21 protein-coding genes are annotated in these 19,815 nt (G+C 37.9%); all 21 read left to right on the forward strand.

The window, feature by feature from the left end:
- The first annotated feature begins 38 nt into the window (after window positions 1-38).
- The 21 genes from AC6IWN_RS06315 (at window position 39) to plsY (ending at window position 19,806) form a co-directional block, all read left to right on the forward strand.
- Window positions 39-452 (forward strand): biotin/lipoyl-containing protein, encoded by a 414-nt coding sequence (locus tag AC6IWN_RS06315; protein WP_497991520.1) that lies wholly within the window; start codon window positions 39-41, stop codon window positions 450-452.
- A gap of 39 nt (window positions 453-491) precedes the next feature.
- Entirely contained in the window at window positions 492-1,904 is a 1,413-nt protein-coding gene (locus AC6IWN_RS06320; RefSeq protein WP_497991521.1) for an oxaloacetate decarboxylase subunit alpha, read from the forward strand.
- 465 nt (window positions 1,905-2,369) lie between these two features.
- Window positions 2,370-5,783: a pectate lyase-like domain-containing protein gene (locus AC6IWN_RS06325; protein WP_497991522.1), complete on the forward strand. Its 3,414-nt coding sequence runs from the start codon at window positions 2,370-2,372 to the stop codon at window positions 5,781-5,783.
- Window positions 5,784-6,276: 493 nt separating this feature from the next.
- Window positions 6,277-6,777: a hypothetical protein gene (locus AC6IWN_RS06330; RefSeq protein WP_497991523.1), complete on the forward strand. Its 501-nt coding sequence runs from the start codon at window positions 6,277-6,279 to the stop codon at window positions 6,775-6,777.
- 321 nt (window positions 6,778-7,098) lie between these two features.
- Window positions 7,099-7,284: a hypothetical protein gene (locus tag AC6IWN_RS06335; protein ID WP_497991524.1), complete on the forward strand. Its 186-nt coding sequence runs from the start codon at window positions 7,099-7,101 to the stop codon at window positions 7,282-7,284.
- A 183-nt stretch (window positions 7,285-7,467) separates the two neighbouring features.
- Window positions 7,468-7,842 (forward strand): YlxM family DNA-binding protein, encoded by a 375-nt coding sequence (ylxM, locus tag AC6IWN_RS06340; RefSeq protein WP_497991525.1) that lies wholly within the window; start codon window positions 7,468-7,470, stop codon window positions 7,840-7,842.
- Between the two features lie 5 nt (window positions 7,843-7,847).
- On the forward strand, window positions 7,848-9,194 hold the full coding sequence (gene ffh / locus AC6IWN_RS06345) for a signal recognition particle protein (RefSeq protein WP_497991526.1): 1,347 nt from the start codon (window positions 7,848-7,850) through the stop codon (window positions 9,192-9,194).
- Window positions 9,195-9,398: 204 nt separating this feature from the next.
- Window positions 9,399-9,641, forward strand: a complete 243-nt coding sequence (rpsP, locus tag AC6IWN_RS06350) for a 30S ribosomal protein S16 (protein ID WP_497991527.1) — start codon at window positions 9,399-9,401, stop codon at window positions 9,639-9,641.
- Between the two features lie 99 nt (window positions 9,642-9,740).
- Window positions 9,741-9,971 (forward strand): KH domain-containing protein, encoded by a 231-nt coding sequence (locus AC6IWN_RS06355; protein ID WP_497991528.1) that lies wholly within the window; start codon window positions 9,741-9,743, stop codon window positions 9,969-9,971.
- 326 nt (window positions 9,972-10,297) lie between these two features.
- Window positions 10,298-10,804 (forward strand): ribosome maturation factor RimM, encoded by a 507-nt coding sequence (rimM, locus tag AC6IWN_RS06360; RefSeq protein ID WP_497991529.1) that lies wholly within the window; start codon window positions 10,298-10,300, stop codon window positions 10,802-10,804.
- A 180-nt stretch (window positions 10,805-10,984) separates the two neighbouring features.
- Window positions 10,985-11,767: a tRNA (guanosine(37)-N1)-methyltransferase TrmD gene (gene trmD / locus AC6IWN_RS06365; RefSeq protein WP_497991530.1), complete on the forward strand. Its 783-nt coding sequence runs from the start codon at window positions 10,985-10,987 to the stop codon at window positions 11,765-11,767.
- Window positions 11,768-11,923: 156 nt separating this feature from the next.
- The gene (gene rplS / locus AC6IWN_RS06370; RefSeq protein WP_497991531.1) at window positions 11,924-12,271 is read left to right on the forward strand and encodes a 50S ribosomal protein L19; all 348 of its coding nucleotides are present in this window, start codon (window positions 11,924-11,926) and stop codon (window positions 12,269-12,271) included.
- 101 nt (window positions 12,272-12,372) lie between these two features.
- Window positions 12,373-12,993 carry a signal peptidase I gene (gene lepB, locus AC6IWN_RS06375; RefSeq protein ID WP_497992181.1) on the forward strand — a complete coding sequence of 207 codons (621 nt, stop codon included), beginning with the start codon at window positions 12,373-12,375 and terminating at the stop codon, window positions 12,991-12,993.
- Between the two features lie 81 nt (window positions 12,994-13,074).
- A complete protein-coding gene (gene ylqF, locus AC6IWN_RS06380) occupies window positions 13,075-13,995 on the forward strand; it encodes a ribosome biogenesis GTPase YlqF (protein ID WP_497991532.1) in 921 nt (306 codons plus the stop codon).
- Window positions 13,996-14,033: 38 nt separating this feature from the next.
- On the forward strand, window positions 14,034-14,819 hold the full coding sequence (gene rnhB, locus AC6IWN_RS06385; protein WP_497991533.1) for a ribonuclease HII: 786 nt from the start codon (window positions 14,034-14,036) through the stop codon (window positions 14,817-14,819).
- Between the two features lie 50 nt (window positions 14,820-14,869).
- Window positions 14,870-15,157 (forward strand): EscU/YscU/HrcU family type III secretion system export apparatus switch protein, encoded by a 288-nt coding sequence (locus AC6IWN_RS06390; RefSeq protein ID WP_497991534.1) that lies wholly within the window; start codon window positions 14,870-14,872, stop codon window positions 15,155-15,157.
- Window positions 15,158-15,223: 66 nt separating this feature from the next.
- A complete protein-coding gene (locus AC6IWN_RS06395) occupies window positions 15,224-15,574 on the forward strand; it encodes a YraN family protein (protein ID WP_497991535.1) in 351 nt (116 codons plus the stop codon).
- Window positions 15,575-15,603: 29 nt separating this feature from the next.
- Window positions 15,604-16,452: a peptidoglycan editing factor PgeF gene (gene pgeF / locus AC6IWN_RS06400; protein WP_497991536.1), complete on the forward strand. Its 849-nt coding sequence runs from the start codon at window positions 15,604-15,606 to the stop codon at window positions 16,450-16,452.
- A gap of 66 nt (window positions 16,453-16,518) precedes the next feature.
- Entirely contained in the window at window positions 16,519-17,829 is a 1,311-nt protein-coding gene (locus tag AC6IWN_RS06405) for a DUF512 domain-containing protein (protein WP_497991537.1), read from the forward strand.
- Window positions 17,830-17,853: 24 nt separating this feature from the next.
- Window positions 17,854-19,179, forward strand: coding sequence for a ribosome biogenesis GTPase Der (gene der / locus AC6IWN_RS06410; RefSeq protein ID WP_497991538.1), 1,326 nt, complete (start codon window positions 17,854-17,856; stop codon window positions 19,177-19,179).
- Complete coding sequence (gene plsY / locus AC6IWN_RS06415; protein ID WP_497991539.1) at window positions 19,180-19,806, forward strand: glycerol-3-phosphate 1-O-acyltransferase PlsY; 627 nt, start codon at window positions 19,180-19,182, stop codon at window positions 19,804-19,806. It abuts the gene before it with no gap.
- The last annotated feature ends 9 nt before the right edge of the window (window positions 19,807-19,815 follow it).

A 19,815-nucleotide genomic window follows, 5' to 3' on the forward strand; every position in this document is an offset into this window, starting at 1 on the left:
GACACCTTTTGGTGTAAATGAACAAGGAGGATTTCAATATGAAATATTATACAATAACCGTTAATGGAAATACTTATAATGTATCTGTTCAAGAAGGAATAGCACAGCCCGCACCTGCTCCGGTATATGCACCTGCACCTGTGGCAGCACCTGCTCCTGCACCCGCAGCAGCAGCGCCGGCACCTGTAGCACCTACACCAGCGGCTCCTGTGGCACCAGCGCCAACCGGTTCCGCAGGAAGTGTTAAAGTGAATGCACCTATGCCCGGTAAGATTATTGCTGTGAAAGTTGTTGCAGGTCAGGCAGTGAAAAAAGGAGAGGTAATCCTAATTCTGGAGGCAATGAAGATGGAGAATGAGATAGTATCTCCACAGGATGGTGTGATTGCAACAATTGATGTTAGTGCAGGAAAATCAGTGGAAGCCGCAGCGTTATTGGCTACCTTAAACTAATTAATAGAAATTATATTTAGATTAATAGGAGGTAGAGTAATGGCTGAACAAGCAAAAAGACCGGTTAAAATAACAGAAACCATATTGCGTGACGCTCACCAATCCTTAATTGCAACAAGAATGACAACGGAAGAAATGCTTCCAATTCTTGAGACTATGGATAAAGTAGGTTATCATGCAGTAGAATGCTGGGGCGGTGCGACCTTTGATGCATCCCTACGTTTTCTGAAAGAAGATCCGTGGGAAAGACTTAGAAAGATAAGAAAAGGATTTACGAATACAAAGCTACAGATGCTGTTCCGTGGCCAGAATATCTTGGGATATCGCCATTATGCGGATGATGTAGTTGAATATTTTGTTCAAAAATCAATTGCGAACGGTATTGATATCATTCGTATCTTTGATGCATTAAATGATATCCGTAATCTGGAATGTGCAGTAAAGGCAACCAATAAAGAGAATGGTCATGCACAGATAGCGATTTCCTATACTTTGGGTGATGCATATACACCGGAGTATTATATGAATATGGCAAAGAAAATTGAAGAACTTGGAGCTTCCTCAATCTGTATTAAGGATATGGCCGGTTTATTGGTGCCATATGAGGCAACCAATCTTATCACGGCATTAAAATCAGCAGTAAGCATTCCGATTGACCTGCATACACATTATACCAGTGGTGTTGGTGGTATGACTTATTTGAAAGCGGTGGAAGCAGGCTGTGATATCATTGATACAGCAATGTCACCGTTTGCAATGGGAACAAGCCAGCCTGCTACGGAGGTTATGGTTGAAACCTTTAAAGGTACTCCTTATGATACTGGTTATGATCAGAATGTATTGGCGGAAATTGCAGATTATTTCAGACCAATCCGTGACAAGGCACTATCCTCCGGCTTATTAAATCCGAAGGTTATGGGTGTTGATATAAAGACACTTTTATATCAGGTTCCGGGCGGTATGTTATCCAATTTGGTATCCCAGCTTAAGGAAGCAAAACAAGAAGATAAATATTATGAGGTTTTAAAAGAAGTTCCTAGAGTTCGTAAAGACTTCGGTGAGCCACCGCTGGTTACACCATCTAGCCAGATTGTAGGTACACAGGCAGTTTTAAATGTACTTGCAGGAGAGCGCTACAAGATGGTGACGAAAGAAACCAAAGCAATTCTTGCCGGAGAATATGGTCAAACCGTAAAGCCTTTTGATCCTGAGGTTCAAAAGAAAGTAATCGGAGATAAGACCCCAATCACTTGCCGACCAGCCGACTTGATCGAGCCGGAGCTTCATAAGATTGAAGCGGAAATTGCTGATTGGAAAGAACAGGATGAGGATGTGTTATCCTATGCATTATTCCCACAGGTAGCAATGGATTTCTTCAAGTACCGCAAGGCTCAGAAAACCGGGGTGGATGTAACGGTAGCTGATAAAGCAAACCATGCATATCCGGTGTAATATTTAGCACTTAACAAATTCTAATCTGAAGTAGTGAAATAGAATATATATTATAAAGATAATATTAAAATGGTGTATTATATCCCAAAGAAAGAAAGTCGGTTCTTGATTAAATTTAATCAGAACCGGCTTTTTTCGGCTCATTACAAGTGTTGGAGTGGGTTTCTCTGAAACCCGCTCTATTACTGCAATTAGAGCTATTTTGATGTGAAAGGTATCTGATATTTTCTTGAATATTATTCAGGCACACAAGCAATGATGGATAAAAACTATGTTCTTTCAACTTCAAAGCAAAATATTGACAATCTTGCGTTGATAATAAATCGTTCGAAAATAGTAGGGGGTTTTCGAAAATAGTAAGTGTTTTTATATGCAACAGAATGATAGTATGATTCTGTTAAATGGATAAAATTAACAAATTGTAAATGCTTTAAAACACTATGCCTAATAGGGAAAGGAGAATTTATGTTTAAGACAATCAAAAAATGTATACCAATGATGATGATTTTGTGTTTGATTATGAATACAATTCCGAATTCGACTTTTGCAGCTGTGACAAAAAAGACGCCGGATAAATTATTAACAACAGGAATAACAAAAGAATCAGAAATAAAGGGCGCAACAGAGGCAGTGATACCATATGAGGCAAATGACGATTATACTTATATTGTATCCGTTAAAACCGGAAAAGCAGTACGCGTAAATGTTGGCAACTATACGGAAGCTGTAACTGCCGATACAGAAATTACCGGAAATATCGGAAATAATTTACCTGATAATGCACTGTTTTTAATGAGAGAAGATCCGGCTGATTCCATGCATGTAAGCTTTTCATCCAAAGCGAATGACTGGCGGATGCTGAAATCGGAGCCAGTTAATGGGGTAAATATAATTGATAATAATAATGCATTAAAAACTGAGGTCAGTGGATGGGAAAGCTTTAATCTAACAGATCTTGGGAATGGTATCGTAGCAATAATGGATAATAATTTTCATAAATTTATAACGGTTAGTGATGATAATAAGTTAGTGATCTCACAGATTTCACAGATTAGTTCGACCACACCTGTTACCTCGGCAGAACAATTTATTATTGTTAAGGCAAAATATGAGCCGGAACCGGAAATAAATGCAGAAGTTACCTTTGAGCACAAGGCAACCGGTAAACTCGTTACAGTTGATGGTAAAGTAAATGATGATATTGATGTAAATCTTACTAAGCCTGAGGTGATACCCGATAAAGCGAAGTTTACCACTTATTATGGTGTGTTTAACGGTGCTTCGGTTATTAATTTTGAGTCCAAGCTTGCAGTATCTTCGACCACTCCAAAAACCATGTGGAAATCGGATGGAAGCAAAGTGTTCCAGATCAACAGACAAACTCCGGGTGGATGGGAATCTGTTACCATTGTGCCACAAGGAGATGGGACGGTAGCGTTTAAAAATAACAATAATAATGCCTATATCTCAGTGCAAGACGGCAAGATGATAACTCCTTTTAACGGAACGCTTACGGATAATGAAAAATTTATTATACATACTGCAACACCTCCGAAAAAAGTAGTAAAAATTAAAACAACAAATATTGAAGGAGATAGCCTTTCGCTTAGTTGGACACCGGTAGGTAACACATTATTTACAGGTTACGAAGTATGGCGTGCCGACAGTAGCGGAGGGAATTTTATAAAAGTAGGGAATGAAACAACAAAGACTACGTTTACCGATACAGGTCTAGCGTTCAATAAAACCTATTATTATACCATTCGTACAGTGAATGGTCCTAGTCCATATTCGGTAAGCACAGAATTTCAGGTGACTTCAATGGGAGGAAATCGACCAAAAACACCGGTAGGATTAAATATTAAGCAAGATAGATGCGGCATGATGCTTAATTGGAAAGCAAATGCTGATGCAGCAAGTTATGAAATATATAGAGCTCCTAGTAGATTTGGTGATTACACAAAGATTGGTACAACAAAAGGGACACAATTTAAAGATTCAAAGCCGAACAAAGACAAGTATGCAAACTACTATAAGATTTACGCTGTAAATGCATATGGTAAAAGCGAAGTTTCAGCCCCAACCTCATTAGAAATAAAACTGTTTGGTAATAATATGATTTTCTTCTCTGAAACGGATAATACCCCAGCTATTAATGGTGAGGTAGCCAGAATTTATGAGATACAAAAAGATGCACAGTTTGGTTCGGATCGTTTTGCGATGTTCTTTAAACCAGGTGATTATACCGACACAGCCATGATGCAGGTTGGCTTTTACACTCATATCGCAGGACTTGGCAAAACACCAACGGAAACAAAACTGAAGAATATAGAGACTCCGGCTTATTTGCCAAACAACAATGCAACCTGTAATTTCTGGCGTTCAGCTGAGAATCTTAGTATTGTCGATACTGACAATAACAGTGATCCTTATTTTAATTTCAAGTGGGCCGTATCTCAGGCAGCACCATTAAGGCGTATGGATGTTGGTCGTAAATCAATGTTTGACTGGTGGTGGGGATGGGCAAGCGGTGGATTTGCAGCCGACAGCGTATTCCACAAGACGGCTGGCTCTGATACTCAGCAGCAGTACTATACCAGAAACAGCGTATTAGAGAATGGGTTTTACGGAGTAAACTGGAACGGTTTCTTCCAGGGAGTAAAGGGTGCACCTGCTACCAATTGGAATACAGGTGGCAGTTACACGAATATTGAATCGACTCCGGTAATCCGTGAAAAGCCGTTTTTATATATGGATAAGGGTGAATATAAAGTATTTGTTCCGGCTTTACGACGTAATGCGGTAGGTACAACCTGGTCAGAAGGCAATATGGGACCTGGAAAATCTTTGGGTTTGGATAAGTTTTATATAGCAAAGCCAGGAGTAGATAACGCAAGAACGATTAATAAAGCGATTAGAAGAGGTAAGAATATCCTCTTAACACCAGGCATCTATTACGCGGAAGAGCCTATAGTTGTTCGTAAAGCAAATACCATAGTTCTGGGTATCGGACTTGCAACAATTATACCAACGAATAAAAAATCGGCGATGGTTGTTGACAATGTCGATGGTGTAACGGTAGCTGGTATTATCTTTGATGCTGGTACTTATTCGGATCACCTTTTAGTGGTTGGTAAGAATAATGATTGTAAAGATCATTCGAAGAATCCAACACTGTTAGCAGACCTGTTCTTCAGGGTAGGCGGTGTTCATGGTGGAGTTGCTTCCTCAGATATCGCACTGGAAATAAACAGTAATGATGTAATAGGAGATCATTTCTGGATATGGAGAGCGGACCATGGTGATGGTGTTGCATGGAATCTTAACAAGGCAAGAAACGGACTGGTAGTAAATGGCGATGATGTTACCATATATGGTCTGTTTAATGAACATTTTCAAGAGTATAATACATTATGGAATGGTGAAGGCGGACGTATGTATTTTTATCAGAACGAGACCCCATATGATCCTCAAAACCAGGCAGATTTTATGAGCCACAATGGAAAAACAAAAGGCTATGCTGCTTACAAAGTATCAAACAATGTAAATACTCATCTTGCAGTTGGTCTAGGAATCTATGACGTATTTATTAATACCAACGGAGCGAGCATATTCCTCGATAATGCAATAGAAGTCCCGAATAAAAAGGGTGTGACCGTCAAAAATGCATGTATCGTTGAGATAGCTAATGCAACCGGTCCACTGGTTGGTATTAATAGTATAGTAAATGGTACGGGTAATGGCATTAGTACTGGCGTAGGTGGAAAAGGTTACGCAAGAGAATTTATTCTCCAATACCAGAACGGTATCGCAACCCTAATGAATGGAACGCAAAAAGGAATACAGCCACCGGATGATAAGAAGTGTAATCACAAATAATGTAATCATAAATAATTTAATCATGATAATATAATCACAAATAATGTAGTCACAGATTATGTAGTCACAAATAAAGCAATAAATTGAATCAATTAATAAAGTTGATGCGTACACCACAGTCGGTTACGCATCAACTTTTTATTCCATGAATATCGAAGGTAAATCTAAGAATCAAGATGGTTGTCTTGGTTCTTTACATTTATACAAGAGTGATAGTAATTTGACTATATTAGAAATGGATTCTTGCTAGAACGTACAGAAATATATATTTGTTCGTAACGATTAGTATAAAATTATAAGCCTTTATTCCGGATTATAAGACTTATTGACGAAGCATCTAATTTAAAATTACTAGTTTTTAATGAATTTATCAATTTTATTTGTATAAAATTATAGTATTTATCAAAAAGATGATGTATAATAATTCCATCTATGATTCACCTCGACATATTAGAGTGATGTGATATCAAGTCTCATAAAAAAGGAGTTAAAAATGCCGATTCTAAACAATAGCGAAGGGGATATCTGTTGGAATTTAGATTTGATCCGGGATGAAATAATTGATATTAACACGACTGATACAGAGACACAGAATAGCATACCGTTTTATTTTAGCTTGCTTGTCAGAGATAAGAAGTATGAATTTCAAGAAAATAAAACGTATTTTCATACGGATGAAATAAATGTAATCACCAATGGATTAAATAATATTATTCATATTATGAAAGAGGGAAACGCTGAAACGTTCTCAAAAGAGCGTTTTGAACCTTTTTATTACATATGTGATCGATCATTATTTGAATTTAAAGTATATGATGGTGGAAAAGATCAAGTAGAAATCGAATTATGGTTAAATTCAAAATATGTTACGAAATTTGTACATGATAACGGAATCACCTTTCATGTAGACATCGATGACCTAGAGGAGTTTTCAAATGCATTAGCAAATCAGCACCAGGAGCTTCTGCTTAAGAAAGAAAAGGTTGCTAATTAATATATTGTTGCATGACAATAGAAATAATAAAATGAAAATATAGGTAAGTCACTGTATAACATGTAGTTGATATACAGAACAATTATTTGCCACTCCCGTAAAATCATCATAAAGTGTCCATAAACCATATTTCAGTCTATTATCAATGCGTACTACAATCCCTATAAATGTTTAGATAGAAGTGATTTAAAAAGATTAAGGTATAATTAGCTAATTAAATTTATTGATTGTAGCACAAAGTAAATCATATTTGTTTCTATAGTGTCAGAATTACAAATGGGCAAATAATATTAAAAATTAATTATGAAGGTAGATAAGTGCATGAAAGCTATAAAAAGAATATTAGCAGGAATAGGCTTTATTTTATTTCCAGTTGGTTTGGCAGGTTTGTTATACAGTTGTGGTGGCAATGACGGAAGTTTTGATTTTTTGATATTATTATCATTCCTAAGCCCGTTTATAGGAATTATACTAATAATAGCAGGCTTATTAACAAGAGAAAATTGAATGGCAATAACTTAATGGAAAATGTAGCTGGTTTACAGTACAGGCTATATAATTTAAGAAAATGTGCGTGCTGATCCGTACCAATTAATCCAATAAGCCTATCAAGAAAATTACTTGACAACCAATTAAAAATGTTATATACTAACGCCTGTAAAGAAAAATGCTTTACAGGTGGTGATTTTTATGGGGCAAAGTGAAACACAGATAGAAAAGCTGGATGAGATTGTATTGCAGTCCATTCTTTATGATTTTTATGGTGATTTATTAAGCGATCATAAAAGACAGATATTTGAGGATTACGTATTGAATGATATGTCCCTCAGTGAGATTGCCGCAGAGCAGGGTATCAGCAGACAGGGTGTATATGATATCGTGAAGCGCTGTACCAATGAGATGAAACAATATGAAGAGAAATTATCCTTAGTCCGTAAGTTTCAATCGATTAAAGAGAAGCTTAATACAATTAAGATGATTGTATCCGATACAACCAATACCGGAGATATCACACAAATCAATACCATTACTTTATTGGCAGATGATATTTTAAAGGAGTTGTAATTAATATGGCAGCATTTGAGAATTTATCCGATAAACTTCAGAATATATTTAAGAATTTAAGAGGAAAAGGCAGACTTTCCGAAGCTGATGTTAAAGCAGCATTAAAGGAAGTTAAGATGGCTTTATTAGAAGCGGATGTTAACTTCAAAGTAGTTAAGAATTTTATAAATACCGTTCAGGAGCGTGCAGTTGGTCAGGATGTTATGAGCAGCTTAACTCCGGGACAGATGGTAATTAAGATAGTAAATGAAGAGATGGTTAAGTTGCTCGGTGAAAGTACCGTTGAACTGGATTTAAGACCATCAAATGAGATAACCGTACTTATGATGTGCGGTCTACAGGGTGCAGGTAAGACAACCACTGTCGCTAAACTTGCCGGTCAATTAAAATCAAAGGGTAGAAAACCTTTGCTTGTTGCCTGTGATATCTACCGTCCGGCTGCAATCGATCAGTTGCAAATCAACGGTGAGAAGCAGGGAGTTCCCGTGTTCTCCATGGGAGATAAGCATAAGCCGGTGAATATTGCAAAAGCTGCTTTAGAGCATGCGGCGAAGAATAGTTATAATGTAGTGATTTTAGATACCGCTGGTCGACTTCATATTGATGAAGCGATGATGGAAGAGCTTCAGGAAATCAAGCAGAATATCAAAGTGAATCAAACCATCCTGGTTGTTGATGCAATGACAGGTCAGGATGCGGTAAATGTATCTGAGATGTTCAATGAGAAGCTCACAATTGATGGCGTAATCTTAACAAAATTAGATGGTGATACCAGAGGTGGTGCGGCTCTTTCCATTCGAGCGGTTACCGGAAGGCCGATACTATTCGTTGGTATGGGTGAGAAGCTTTCCGATTTGGAGCAATTCTATCCGGATCGTATGGCATCCCGTATTCTTGGAATGGGAGACATCCTCACATTAATTGATAAAGCGCAGTCACAACTTGATGAAGATAAGGCGAAAGAACTTGAGAGAAAGATGCGTAAAGCGGAATTCGACTTTAACGATTTCCTAGAGCAGATGCAACAAGTGAAAAAGATGGGTGGCCTTGCAGACATCCTCGGTATGATTCCGGGTATGGGCAAGCAGCTTAAGGATGTGGATATTGATGAAAATGCAATGTCTTCCACCGAAGCGATGATTTATTCCATGACGAAAAAAGAACGTTCTCATCCGGAGATCATTAACCCTTCTCGTAAAAAGAGAATTGCTGCGGGTGCCGGTGTGGATATCAGTGAAGTAAATGCACTGATGAAGCAATACGAACAGTCTAAAAAAATGATGAAGCAATTTTCCGGCATGATGGGTGGAAAAGGCAAGGGCAACAAGTTTAAGATGCCATTTGGTTTTTAATCAGTAATTGTTATGCAACCTAAGGTTTGCATTTACAGTATAAATTTATATCAGGATAGGTTATCCTAGCTTGATATAACATTCGATTTAATAGGACTAGTCCTTGGGACTGGAGAGCATGGCTCAATATTATCGAATGGCAAATCAACATAGTTTATTCTCAGCACGGACTTATGTTGTGATTATTAAAAGGAGGTGAAATACATGGCAGTAAAGATCAGATTAAAGAGAATGGGACAGAAAAAAGCTCCTTTCTATAGAATTGTTGTTTCTGATTCCAGAACACCTAGAGATGGTAGATTCATCGAGGAAATCGGTACTTATGATCCTACTAAGAATCCTAGCGCTTTCAGTGTAAACGAAGAAGCAGCTAAGAAGTGGTTATCAAATGGTGCTCAGCCTACCGATACAGTAGGTAAGATTTTTAAGAATGCAGGTATTCTTTAATTAACAACAAAGGGAGAATAGCGAAACATATAATGATTCGCTAGGAAAGAGTCAATTTGACTTTTTCCACTTCTATATGTTTATATGGAGGTAGTAGAAATGAAGGAGTTAGTCGAAGTAATCGCTAAATCACTCGTGGATCATCCCGATGAGGTTGTAGTTACGGAAAAAGAAACCGAAAAAGCAATTGTTGTGGAATTAAAAGTTGCTTCTGATGATATGGGTAAAGTAATTGGCAAACAAGGTCGTATTGCAAAATCCATTCGTACCGTAGTAAAAGCAGCCGCAACAAAGGATGACAAAAAGGTAGTAGTTGAGATACTGCAATAGTTGGTATTTCAATTACATTTTCCTGTACTGAATTAAGGGAGCTGTCTGTTATGTCCATGAAATGTGTGATAGAAGCAAAGGTATGAGGAGTAGCTGATTTAGAAACATGGTTTTCTTAACAGCTATTCCTCATCGTGTGCGTAAGCATATGATGTCTCAGTAGAGAAGCTTTGTTCGATCTGATTTTGTGGTATAATAGTTCAGCTTCTTTTTATGAATTACTATGAAAGAAATATCGAAAGATATTAATATAGATTGATATAATATAGATTGAAAGATTATGAATAATGATTGATAGAATATGAATGATCAAAGGATGGAAGCGCATGAATGATTATTTAAGAGTTGGAGTTATCTCCTCTACCCATGGAATTAAAGGTGAGGCTAAAGTATTTCCTACAACGGATGACACAAATCGTTTTAAAGAATTAAAAAAGGTTATGCTTGATACCGGGAAAGAGTTAGTTGAACTTGAAGTGGAAGGTGTAAAATTCTTTAAACAAATGGTAATACTTAAGTTTAAAGGAATTAATGATATCAATGATATTGAAAAATACAAAGGGAAGGACTTACTTGTGTCCAGGGAGGATGCAGTAGAACTGGAGGAAGGTGAGTATTTCATATACGATCTAATCGGTTCTGAGGTAGTAACAGATGAGGATGAGATGTTAGGAAGCTTGTCAGAAATTATGACTACCGGAGCAAATGATGTTTATGTTGTGAAGACACCGGAAGGAAAGGAAATTCTGATCCCTTCCATTAAGGAATGTATCCTTGATGTTGACGTTGAAAATAAAAAGATTTTAGTACACTTACTTAACGGACTCAGATAATAGTGCTGTTTTAAATATGTAAAGTATTAACGAAATGATGCTAGTGTGAAATTTTAGAAGCATAATTCACACCACTAAGTATGTGCCTGTGTAATTTTTGGCACATATAAAACAAAATTAGGTGTGTATTGTTAGTGTATAACGCTCAAAAGATTGGGTAGGGCAGGAATGGAGATAGGAATGAATTATCATATACTTACGCTTTTTCCGGAGATGATTCAACAAGGGCTTGGTACAAGTATTACCGGGAGAGCAATTGATAAAGGACTCATAACAGTGAATCCGGTTAACATAAGAGATTTTAGCTCGGATAAGCATCATAGAGTGGATGATTATCCATACGGTGGAGGTGCGGGAATGGTCATCCAAGCTGAGCCGGTATTTAAAGCATATGGTTATCTGGCAAACCACATCAAGATGTCAAAGGAAACAACAAATTTAGAGAATTATAAAAAGCCAAGAGTGATTTATGTTACACCTCAGGGAAGTGTGTTCAATCAGACGATGGCAGAGGAGCTCGCAAAGGAGGAAGATCTGATCTTCCTATGTGGACATTATGAAGGAATCGATGAGAGAGTACTTGAGATGATTGTGACAGATAATATATCAATCGGTGATTATGTTTTGACCGGAGGCGAATTGCCTGCGATGGTTATGATTGATGCAATATCTCGTTTGGTTCCCGGCGTATTAAATAATGAAACCTCCGCTGAATTTGAATCCCTGCAGGACAGTTTGCTTGAATATCCGCAGTATACCAGGCCTGAGACTTTTATGGGGAAAAAGGTTCCTGACGTACTTTTGACTGGACATCATGCAAATATCGAGGCATGGAGAAGGGAACAATCCATCCTAAGAACCTATGAACGCAGACCGGATCTGTTAGAAAATGCGGACTTAACAGAGAAAGAAAGAGAATATTTAACCCGTCTCATCTTCTCGAAGAATTATGACGTATATTAAAATTGAAAGATATAAACGCCAAACATTCCGGCAAAAAGGACTTGCAATAAGTGACAGTTTATGATAAAGTAGTTAATTGTGAGATGGGATGGTCCTCTGATGCATGGTAAAAACCAAAGCGTGTCAAGAACATCTAAATATTAGGAGGTCACAAAAATGAACGATATTATTAAGAGTATTGAAGCTGAGCAGCTCAAAGCAGAAATCACACCATTTAACGTAGGTGATACCGTACAGGTTTACGCTAAAGTTAAAGAGGGTAACCGTGAAAGATTACAGGTATTTGAAGGAACCGTTATCAAGAGACAGAACGGTGGAAACAGAGAAACTTTCACAGTAAGAAAAACATCCAATGGTATTGGTGTTGAAAAAACATGGCCACTTCACAGCCCTAGCATCGATCGTATCGAAGTTACAAGAAGAGGTAAAGTAAGAAAAGCGAAACTTTTCTACTTACGTGGCAGAGTTGGTAAGAGAGCTAAGGTTAAAGAGGTAATCAGATAAATACAACTAAGGGACAATACTTCAGTGATTGTCCCTTTTTTATAACATAACCGGCATTTAAGCAGATATCATAATTCTTGAAGGAAGGGGTTGTGGCTACGATGATTTACGATTTTGATAAAGATGAGAAAAGAACCGCACGAAAGAAGTTATTGATAAAAATATTAATATGGGTAGCTGAAATCGTGGCTGTCATATTTTTAGCATATTTTATAGTTTTTTATGCATTGGAGAAGACAAATGTAGTCGGAGCCTCAATGGAGCCTACATTAAAAAATGAAGATTCCATTATTGTGAATAAATTTTCATATCGTTTTACGAAACCGAAGCGCTTTGATGTAATCGTATTTAAGCAGCGAGGCAGGGAGCACAGCTATTATAATGTAAAGAGAATCATCGGCCTTCCAGGTGAAACCATACAAATTAAGGACGATAAATTCTATATTAATGGTAAGCTATACGAAGATCCGGTTAATGCGGAACCTATGACAAATTATGGTCTTGCAACCGAAGAGATGAAATTGGAAGAGAATGAGTATTTTGTTTTGGGAGATAATCGTAATAATAGTGAAGATAGTCGATTCGCTAGTGTAGGAACAATTAGTAGGAAGGAAATCGTAGGACAGGCCTTTTTAAGGTTAAAGCCTTTTGATTTTATTAGCCAGCTGAACTTAAAGAAGAATCAGCCTGAGGTCACAACAACCCCTACGCCTACCCCGTAATTAGAATGAGGAACTATGTTTTTCGATTAAAATCTAATTTGAAATAGATCATATCAGATAAAGTTTTAGATGGAGGTACTTATGAATTTTCAGTGGTATCCTGGTCATATGGCGAAAGCAAAGCGTATGATGCAGGAAGATATGAAATTGATTGATGTCGTGATTGAATTGGTGGATGCAAGAATTCCATTATCAAGTAAAAATCCGGACATTGATTCTTTGGCGAAGAATAAATCTAGAGTAATTCTTTTAAATAAATGTGATATGTCAGACCAACGTTTTAATCTGGCTTGGAAGGAGTATTTTGAATCCAAGGGTTATTTTGTAGCTCTGGTTAACTCCAGAAGTGGAAATGGCGTTAAACAAGTACAGGATATTGTAAATAAAGCGTGTGCTGCAAAGATTGAACGTGACAGAAAAAGAGGCATTCTAAATCGTCCTGTAAGAGCGATGATTGTGGGTATTCCGAATGTGGGGAAATCCACATTTATCAATAGCTTTGTAGGTAAAGCAACAGCAAAGACCGGAAATAAGCCGGGTGTAACAAAGGGTAAGCAATGGATTCGATTAAACAAGAATACCGAGCTTTTGGATACTCCTGGTATTCTTTGGCCAAAATTTGAGGATCAATCCGTAGGACTACGACTAGCTTTAATCGGTTCGATTAATGATAATATCCTTCATACTACAGATTTATCTTTGGAATTGATCTTAATTCTCGCGATGCATTATCCGGATGTATTATTAAACCGTTACGGTATTGAACATGCTGGCAGTGTAGAGGATTTAAGAGAGGCTTCTGAGATTCTTAAAAAAATTGCAATTAAGCGTGGTTGTATAATTAAAGGCGGAGAGCCTGATTTTGATAGGGCGGCAGGCCTTTTGATGGATGATTTCAGAAGTACGAAGCTTGGTAACATAACCTTAGAATTCCCGAATCTTTCAAAAGAGAGTGAATTCACAGAGAGTAATTCTACAAGCAATGATAAGGAACAACAATAAACAGAGTGAAATGATAAAGATACAAGAGGAGAATATCCATGCAAGAAGAATGGAACGAGGACACAGCTCCGAAGAAAATAGCACTTGTTAAGCTGGAATTTATGCAAGCACAGGATGAAGTAATTCCTGAGTTATTAAATAAATACGAAGCGGATGATCGTAGCGGGGTAATTACCATTTGCAACCAATATCGCAATAAAATTGTGGCGAAGCAAAACGAGCTGGAACGAACAGAGGCAATGAAAAAATATGAAAAAGAATATAGCGATTATCAGTATATCTGTGGTATCGATGAGGTGGGTAGAGGACCATTTGCAGGTCCTGTAATTGCTAGCGCTGTAATTTTGCCAAAGGATTGTAATATTTTATATATTAACGATTCAAAACAATTGTCAGAGAAGAAGCGTGAGGAGCTTTACGATGAAATTATATCAAAGGCAGTAGCTTTTGGTATTGGTAGTGTACCGCCGGAACAAATCGATGAGATGAATATATTACAGGCAACTTATGAAGCGATGAGAAAAGCTATAAGTAATATGAAGATAAAGCCCGATATATTATTAAACGATGCGGTTACGATTCCGGGTGTTGATATCAAGCAGGTTCCGATTATTAAAGGCGATGCGAAAAGTATCAGCATTGCTGCAGCAAGTATCGTGGCAAAGGTTACAAGGGATCGTATGATGATTGCATATGATGGAATTTTTCCGGGCTATGATTTCGCTTCTAATAAAGGCTACGGCTCGCCAAAGCATATTGAAGCGATTAAAAAACTTGGACTGACCCCGATTCACAGAAAGAGCTTTGTGAAGAACTTTATATAAATTCCGTATTCGTTATAACTAAGATTCCTGCTTTCAAGGAGGTATAATGTATGGAAGAAAAACAAAATAAAAGTGATCGTACCGCGGTTGCGATAACCTATGATCCAAAGGAAGCGGCACCGAAAGTTATCGCTTCCGGAAAAGGGTATTTGGCTGACAAAATCATCGAGAGAGCGAAAGAAGCGGAGATACCGCTGCATAAGGATGAGAAACTAGTTGGAACTTTGTCAAAAATACAAATAGGCGATATGATACCACCCGAATTATATGATGTAGTGGCTGAAGTTCTCGTATTTGTAGATAAGATGGATCGAATTAAAGGCAAATTACAGGAATAACTGACAGTGAAGGGGAAACCTTTGATTTGAATTGCTCTTTAATGAAAGGCTTGGTAGTTAATACGAATGAATAATCGGGCGGTAGGAACACAATTTGAAGAAAAAGCTGCGAACCATCTGAAGAAGAATGGCTATCAGATACTTCAGAAGAATTTTCGCTGTAAAATTGGGGAGATTGACCTTATAGCAAGAGATGGGGAATATCTCTGCTTTGTTGAGGTGAAATATCGCTCCGCTTTAACAAAAGGGTTCCCGGCGGAGGCAATAACCCTGAATAAAATCCGAAGAATTACCCGAACCGCACAATTTTATATGCTCCAACATAAGATACCTCAGGATACACCCTGCAGATTTGATGCAGTGGTTATTCTGGACAAAGAAATATCGATTATTAAAAATGCATTTGACGGAATATAAATTAGAAATGGATAGAAAGGTGTGACGCTATGAAGTTTGAAAACAGTAGCTCTGCACAGATTGATTTTGAGGCAGAGATTCCACATATCTCATTTCCGGTATTGTCTCAAATACCATACATACGACATGGCTTCTCAACACGTTTGGGTGGCGTAAGTGAAGGGATTTTCTCCAGCATGAACTTTGGTGTTGACACGAGCCCCTATCAGGATGACAGAGCCAACATTATAGAGAATTATAATCGTATTGCGAAAAGCATCGGGGTTGATCCAAAATCATTTGTCATATCAAAGCAGGTACACAAAACCAATATTCGAGTGGTGGATAATCGGGATCTAGGTAAGGGTCTTTTGATTCCAGCGGATTATTCCGAGATCGATGGATTGATTACGAATATACCTGGAATTACATTGGTTACCAAGTATGCGGACTGTGTTCCTCTGTATTTTGTGGACACTAAGAATAAGGCAATCGGACTGACACATTCCGGTTGGCGTGGTACCGTTATGAAGATCGGTAAAATCACAGTAGAAGAGATGACGAAACAATATGGAAGTGATCCTAAGGATATCATCGCGGTAGTTGGTCCTTCTATCTGTAAGGATTGTTATGAAATCGGAGCAGAGGTTGCAGAAGAATTTGAAAAGGCGTTTCCATCCTCCTATGAGAAAGGAATTCTCACAGAAAAGGGCGGTGAAAAATACCTCTGTGATCTGTGGGCAGCAAATGAAGAAGTATTTTTAGAAGCGGGAATTAGCCCTGAGAATATTCATATCAGCGGCGTTTGTACGTGTTGTAATAGTGATTGGATGTTTTCCCATCGTAAAACCGGAACAAAAAGGGGTAGTCTCGCTGCATTTTTAGCACTCAGTGAATAAAAGCTATCGTTAAATATCAGAATTAAGATAGTATTATACTTTATAAAGAGAGAAACGATGTATTATATGAAGAAAAAAGCACACATTATTAAAGAAATTGAACAAGGAAGCATCGCTGAAGAATTAGAATTAGTACCGGGGGATGAACTGGTTTCTATCAATGGTACAGAGATTAAGGATGTTTTTGATTATCATTACTTGATAAAAGATGAATTTCTGACTGTTTTAATTAAGAAGGAAGACGGTGAGGAATGGGAATTAGAGATCGAGAAGGATTACGATGATGATTTGGGAATTGACTTTGAAGAAGGCCTGATGGATGAGTACCGTTCCTGTCGTAATAAATGTATCTTCTGCTTTATCGATCAGATGCCTCCCGGTATGAGAGATACCTTGTATTTTAAAGATGACGATGCAAGACTTTCCTTTTTGCAGGGGAATTATATCACACTTACGAACTTAAGTGATGAGGAGATAGACCGCATCATTTACTATAAACTTTCGCCGATTAATATCTCAATTCACACAATGAATGAGGAGCTTCGCTGCAAGATGTTAAATAACCGTTTTGCGGGTACTGCTTTAGCAAAGCTTAAGAAGCTTAAGGAAGCAGGTATTATGATGAACGGTCAAATCGTTCTGTGTAAAGGTTGGAACGATGGCGAAGAGTTAGAGAAATCAATTCATGATCTTGCTGCATTTATGCCGGAGATGGATAGTGTATCAGTTGTTCCTGTCGGACTCACCAAGTACCGTGAAGGTTTGGCAGAGTTGGAAGGCTTTACGAAAGATGATTCCAGGGTGGTCTTGGAACAGATCCACAGATGGCAGAACATACTGTTAGAACATTATGGCACAAGGTTTATCTACGCCAGTGATGAGTGGTATATTACGGCAGAGCTTCCAATCCCGGATGAAGATTCTTATGAGGGTTATCCTCAGATTGAAAATGGAGTAGGAATGGTTCGTTCGTTGCAGAATGAATTTAATGAAAGGTTTGAAGAGGTTCAAGGTGATAACCGGGCAAGAGAGCTTTCTTTGGCTACCGGGGTATTAGCGTCACCGTTTATAACCAATTTGACCTTGAAAGTAAAAGAGAAATTCCCGAATATAACAATCAATACGTATACGATAGAAAATAATTTCTTCGGATCCCAAATAACCGTTGCTGGGTTACTAACAGGGGGAGATATTATTGAACAGCTTAAGGATAAGAAATTGGGTGAAGTACTGTTGCTCCCAGAGGTTTTACTTCGTAATGGAGAGACCGTCTTATTGGATGATGTAACCGTTCAAGAGATTGAAAATGCTTTACAAACCAATATACGTATTGTACAATCAGATGGAAAGTCCTTTATTGATAGTATTATCCAGTAAGGGAAGGATTAGTTGGAGGTAATTATGAGCAGACCGATAGTGGCCATTGTAGGCAGACCGAATGTGGGTAAATCAACGTTGTTTAATTCTTTAGCAGGAGATCGTATTTCCATCGTTAAAGATTATCCCGGCGTTACCAGAGACCGTATTTATGCTGATGTTACATGGTTAAATACACAATTTACGATGATAGATACCGGTGGTATTGAACCGGACTCAAAGGATATGATGCTGTCCTATATGAGAGAGCAGGCGCAGATCGCGATTGATACTGCGGATGTTATAGTATTTTTGACAGATGTTAGACAAGGACTAGTTGATGCCGATTCCAAGGTGGCAGATATGTTGCGCCGTTCAGGAAAGCCGGTAGTACTGGTTGTAAATAAAGTTGATAATTTTGATAAATTTATGGCTGATGTTTATGAGTTTTATAATCTAGGCATTGGCGAACCATTTCCTATCTCGGCATCCGGAAAGCTTGGCTTTGGCGAGATGTTAGATGAAGTAGTAAGTCATTTTACAAGAGGAATGACGGAAGAATCAACGGACGAACGACCAAGAATAGCAATCGTAGGAAAACCAAATGTAGGAAAATCCTCCATTGTTAATAAATTAGTCGGTGAAAACCGTGTTATCGTATCCGATATCGCTGGAACTACGAGAGATGCAATTGATACACCAATACGTCGTAACGGTAAAGATTATGTGTTGATTGATACTGCTGGACTTCGTAGAAAGAGCAAAATCAAAGAAGAGTTGGAACGCTTCAGCATTATTCGAACAGTAACAGCGGTAGAACGTGCCGACGTTGTTGTTCTGGTTATTGATGCAGCAGAAGGAATTACAGAGCAGGATGCAAAGATAGCCGGAATCGCTCATGAACGAGGCAGAGGTGTTATCATCGCGGTCAATAAGTGGGACTTAGTTGACAAAGATAATAAGACCGTTAAAGAATATACGGGTAATATCAGACAGATCTTATCCTATATGCCATACGCAGAGATTTTATTTATATCTGCAGAAACTGGACAAAGACTCCACCGTTTGTTTGAATCAATCGAAGTGGTAATTCAGAACCAAAATCTTCGTATTGCTACCGGTGTATTGAATGAAATTATGATGGAAGCAACTGCACTTCAACAACCTCCGTCAGATAAGGGAAAACGTTTAAAACTTTACTATATCACACAGGTTTCAGTGAAGCCACCAACCTTTGTTATCTTTGTTAATGATAAAGAACTTATGCATTATTCCTACACAAGATATATTGAAAATAAAATTCGTGAAGCATTTGGTTTTTCAGGAACATCATTAAAATTCATTATCAGAGAACGAAAGGAGAACGAATAAATGCTTCTTAAAATCATTCTATGTTTGATTTTCGGATATTTATTTGGATGTTTTTCGACAGGGTATGTTGTTGGAAAAATGAATAAGGTTGACATTAGAAAGTATGGCAGTGGGAATGTGGGAACAACGAACGCTCTTCGTACCTTAGGTGCAAAAGCGGGAGCGATTACTCTTGTTGGTGATGCGTTAAAGGCAGTAATCCCAATTGTAATTGTGAAGCTGGTATTCTTTCCGAATGTTGATTATGTTCAATTGCTTGCATTGTACACCGGACTCGGTGTTGTATTAGGTCATAATTATCCCTTCTGGTTGAAATTTATCGGTGGTAAGGGGATTGCGGCAACCGGCGGAGTGTTAGCTGCCTTTGATCCATTAATCATTCCGATTGGTTTACCGATCTTTATTGCTATCGTTGCTATCACCAGATATGTATCGGTGGGTTCCTTGTTTGTAGCTGTATTATGTCCTGTATGGATTTTAATCAGATATCCGGGTCAGATACATATGTTAATCGTAGGTATTATATTTATGACACTGGCCTTTATTAAGCATCGTTCCAACATCAAAAGACTAATGAATGGTACTGAGAATAAGATAGGACATAAAGTTAAGATTGAGAATAAATAAAACTGCAAC

The sequence above is a fragment of the Variimorphobacter sp. HTMS_6 genome (assembly GCF_059717775.1).

Coding starts and splice junctions, on each gene's coding strand:
- AC6IWN_RS06315 (WP_497991520.1), top strand. CDS start 39: ATGAAATATTATACAATAACCGTTAATGGAAATACTTATAATGTATCT.
- AC6IWN_RS06320 (WP_497991521.1), top strand. CDS start 492: ATGGCTGAACAAGCAAAAAGACCGGTTAAAATAACAGAAACCATATTG.
- AC6IWN_RS06325 (WP_497991522.1), top strand. CDS start 2,370: ATGTTTAAGACAATCAAAAAATGTATACCAATGATGATGATTTTGTGT.
- AC6IWN_RS06330 (WP_497991523.1), top strand. CDS start 6,277: ATGCCGATTCTAAACAATAGCGAAGGGGATATCTGTTGGAATTTAGAT.
- AC6IWN_RS06335 (WP_497991524.1), top strand. CDS start 7,099: ATGAAAGCTATAAAAAGAATATTAGCAGGAATAGGCTTTATTTTATTT.
- ylxM (WP_497991525.1), top strand. CDS start 7,468: ATGGGGCAAAGTGAAACACAGATAGAAAAGCTGGATGAGATTGTATTG.
- ffh (WP_497991526.1), top strand. CDS start 7,848: ATGGCAGCATTTGAGAATTTATCCGATAAACTTCAGAATATATTTAAG.
- rpsP (WP_497991527.1), top strand. CDS start 9,399: ATGGCAGTAAAGATCAGATTAAAGAGAATGGGACAGAAAAAAGCTCCT.
- AC6IWN_RS06355 (WP_497991528.1), top strand. CDS start 9,741: ATGAAGGAGTTAGTCGAAGTAATCGCTAAATCACTCGTGGATCATCCC.
- rimM (WP_497991529.1), top strand. CDS start 10,298: ATGAATGATTATTTAAGAGTTGGAGTTATCTCCTCTACCCATGGAATT.
- trmD (WP_497991530.1), top strand. CDS start 10,985: ATGAATTATCATATACTTACGCTTTTTCCGGAGATGATTCAACAAGGG.
- rplS (WP_497991531.1), top strand. CDS start 11,924: ATGAACGATATTATTAAGAGTATTGAAGCTGAGCAGCTCAAAGCAGAA.
- lepB (WP_497992181.1), top strand. CDS start 12,373: ATGATTTACGATTTTGATAAAGATGAGAAAAGAACCGCACGAAAGAAG.
- ylqF (WP_497991532.1), top strand. CDS start 13,075: ATGAATTTTCAGTGGTATCCTGGTCATATGGCGAAAGCAAAGCGTATG.
- rnhB (WP_497991533.1), top strand. CDS start 14,034: ATGCAAGAAGAATGGAACGAGGACACAGCTCCGAAGAAAATAGCACTT.
- AC6IWN_RS06390 (WP_497991534.1), top strand. CDS start 14,870: ATGGAAGAAAAACAAAATAAAAGTGATCGTACCGCGGTTGCGATAACC.
- AC6IWN_RS06395 (WP_497991535.1), top strand. CDS start 15,224: ATGAATAATCGGGCGGTAGGAACACAATTTGAAGAAAAAGCTGCGAAC.
- pgeF (WP_497991536.1), top strand. CDS start 15,604: ATGAAGTTTGAAAACAGTAGCTCTGCACAGATTGATTTTGAGGCAGAG.
- AC6IWN_RS06405 (WP_497991537.1), top strand. CDS start 16,519: ATGAAGAAAAAAGCACACATTATTAAAGAAATTGAACAAGGAAGCATC.
- der (WP_497991538.1), top strand. CDS start 17,854: ATGAGCAGACCGATAGTGGCCATTGTAGGCAGACCGAATGTGGGTAAA.
- plsY (WP_497991539.1), top strand. CDS start 19,180: ATGCTTCTTAAAATCATTCTATGTTTGATTTTCGGATATTTATTTGGA.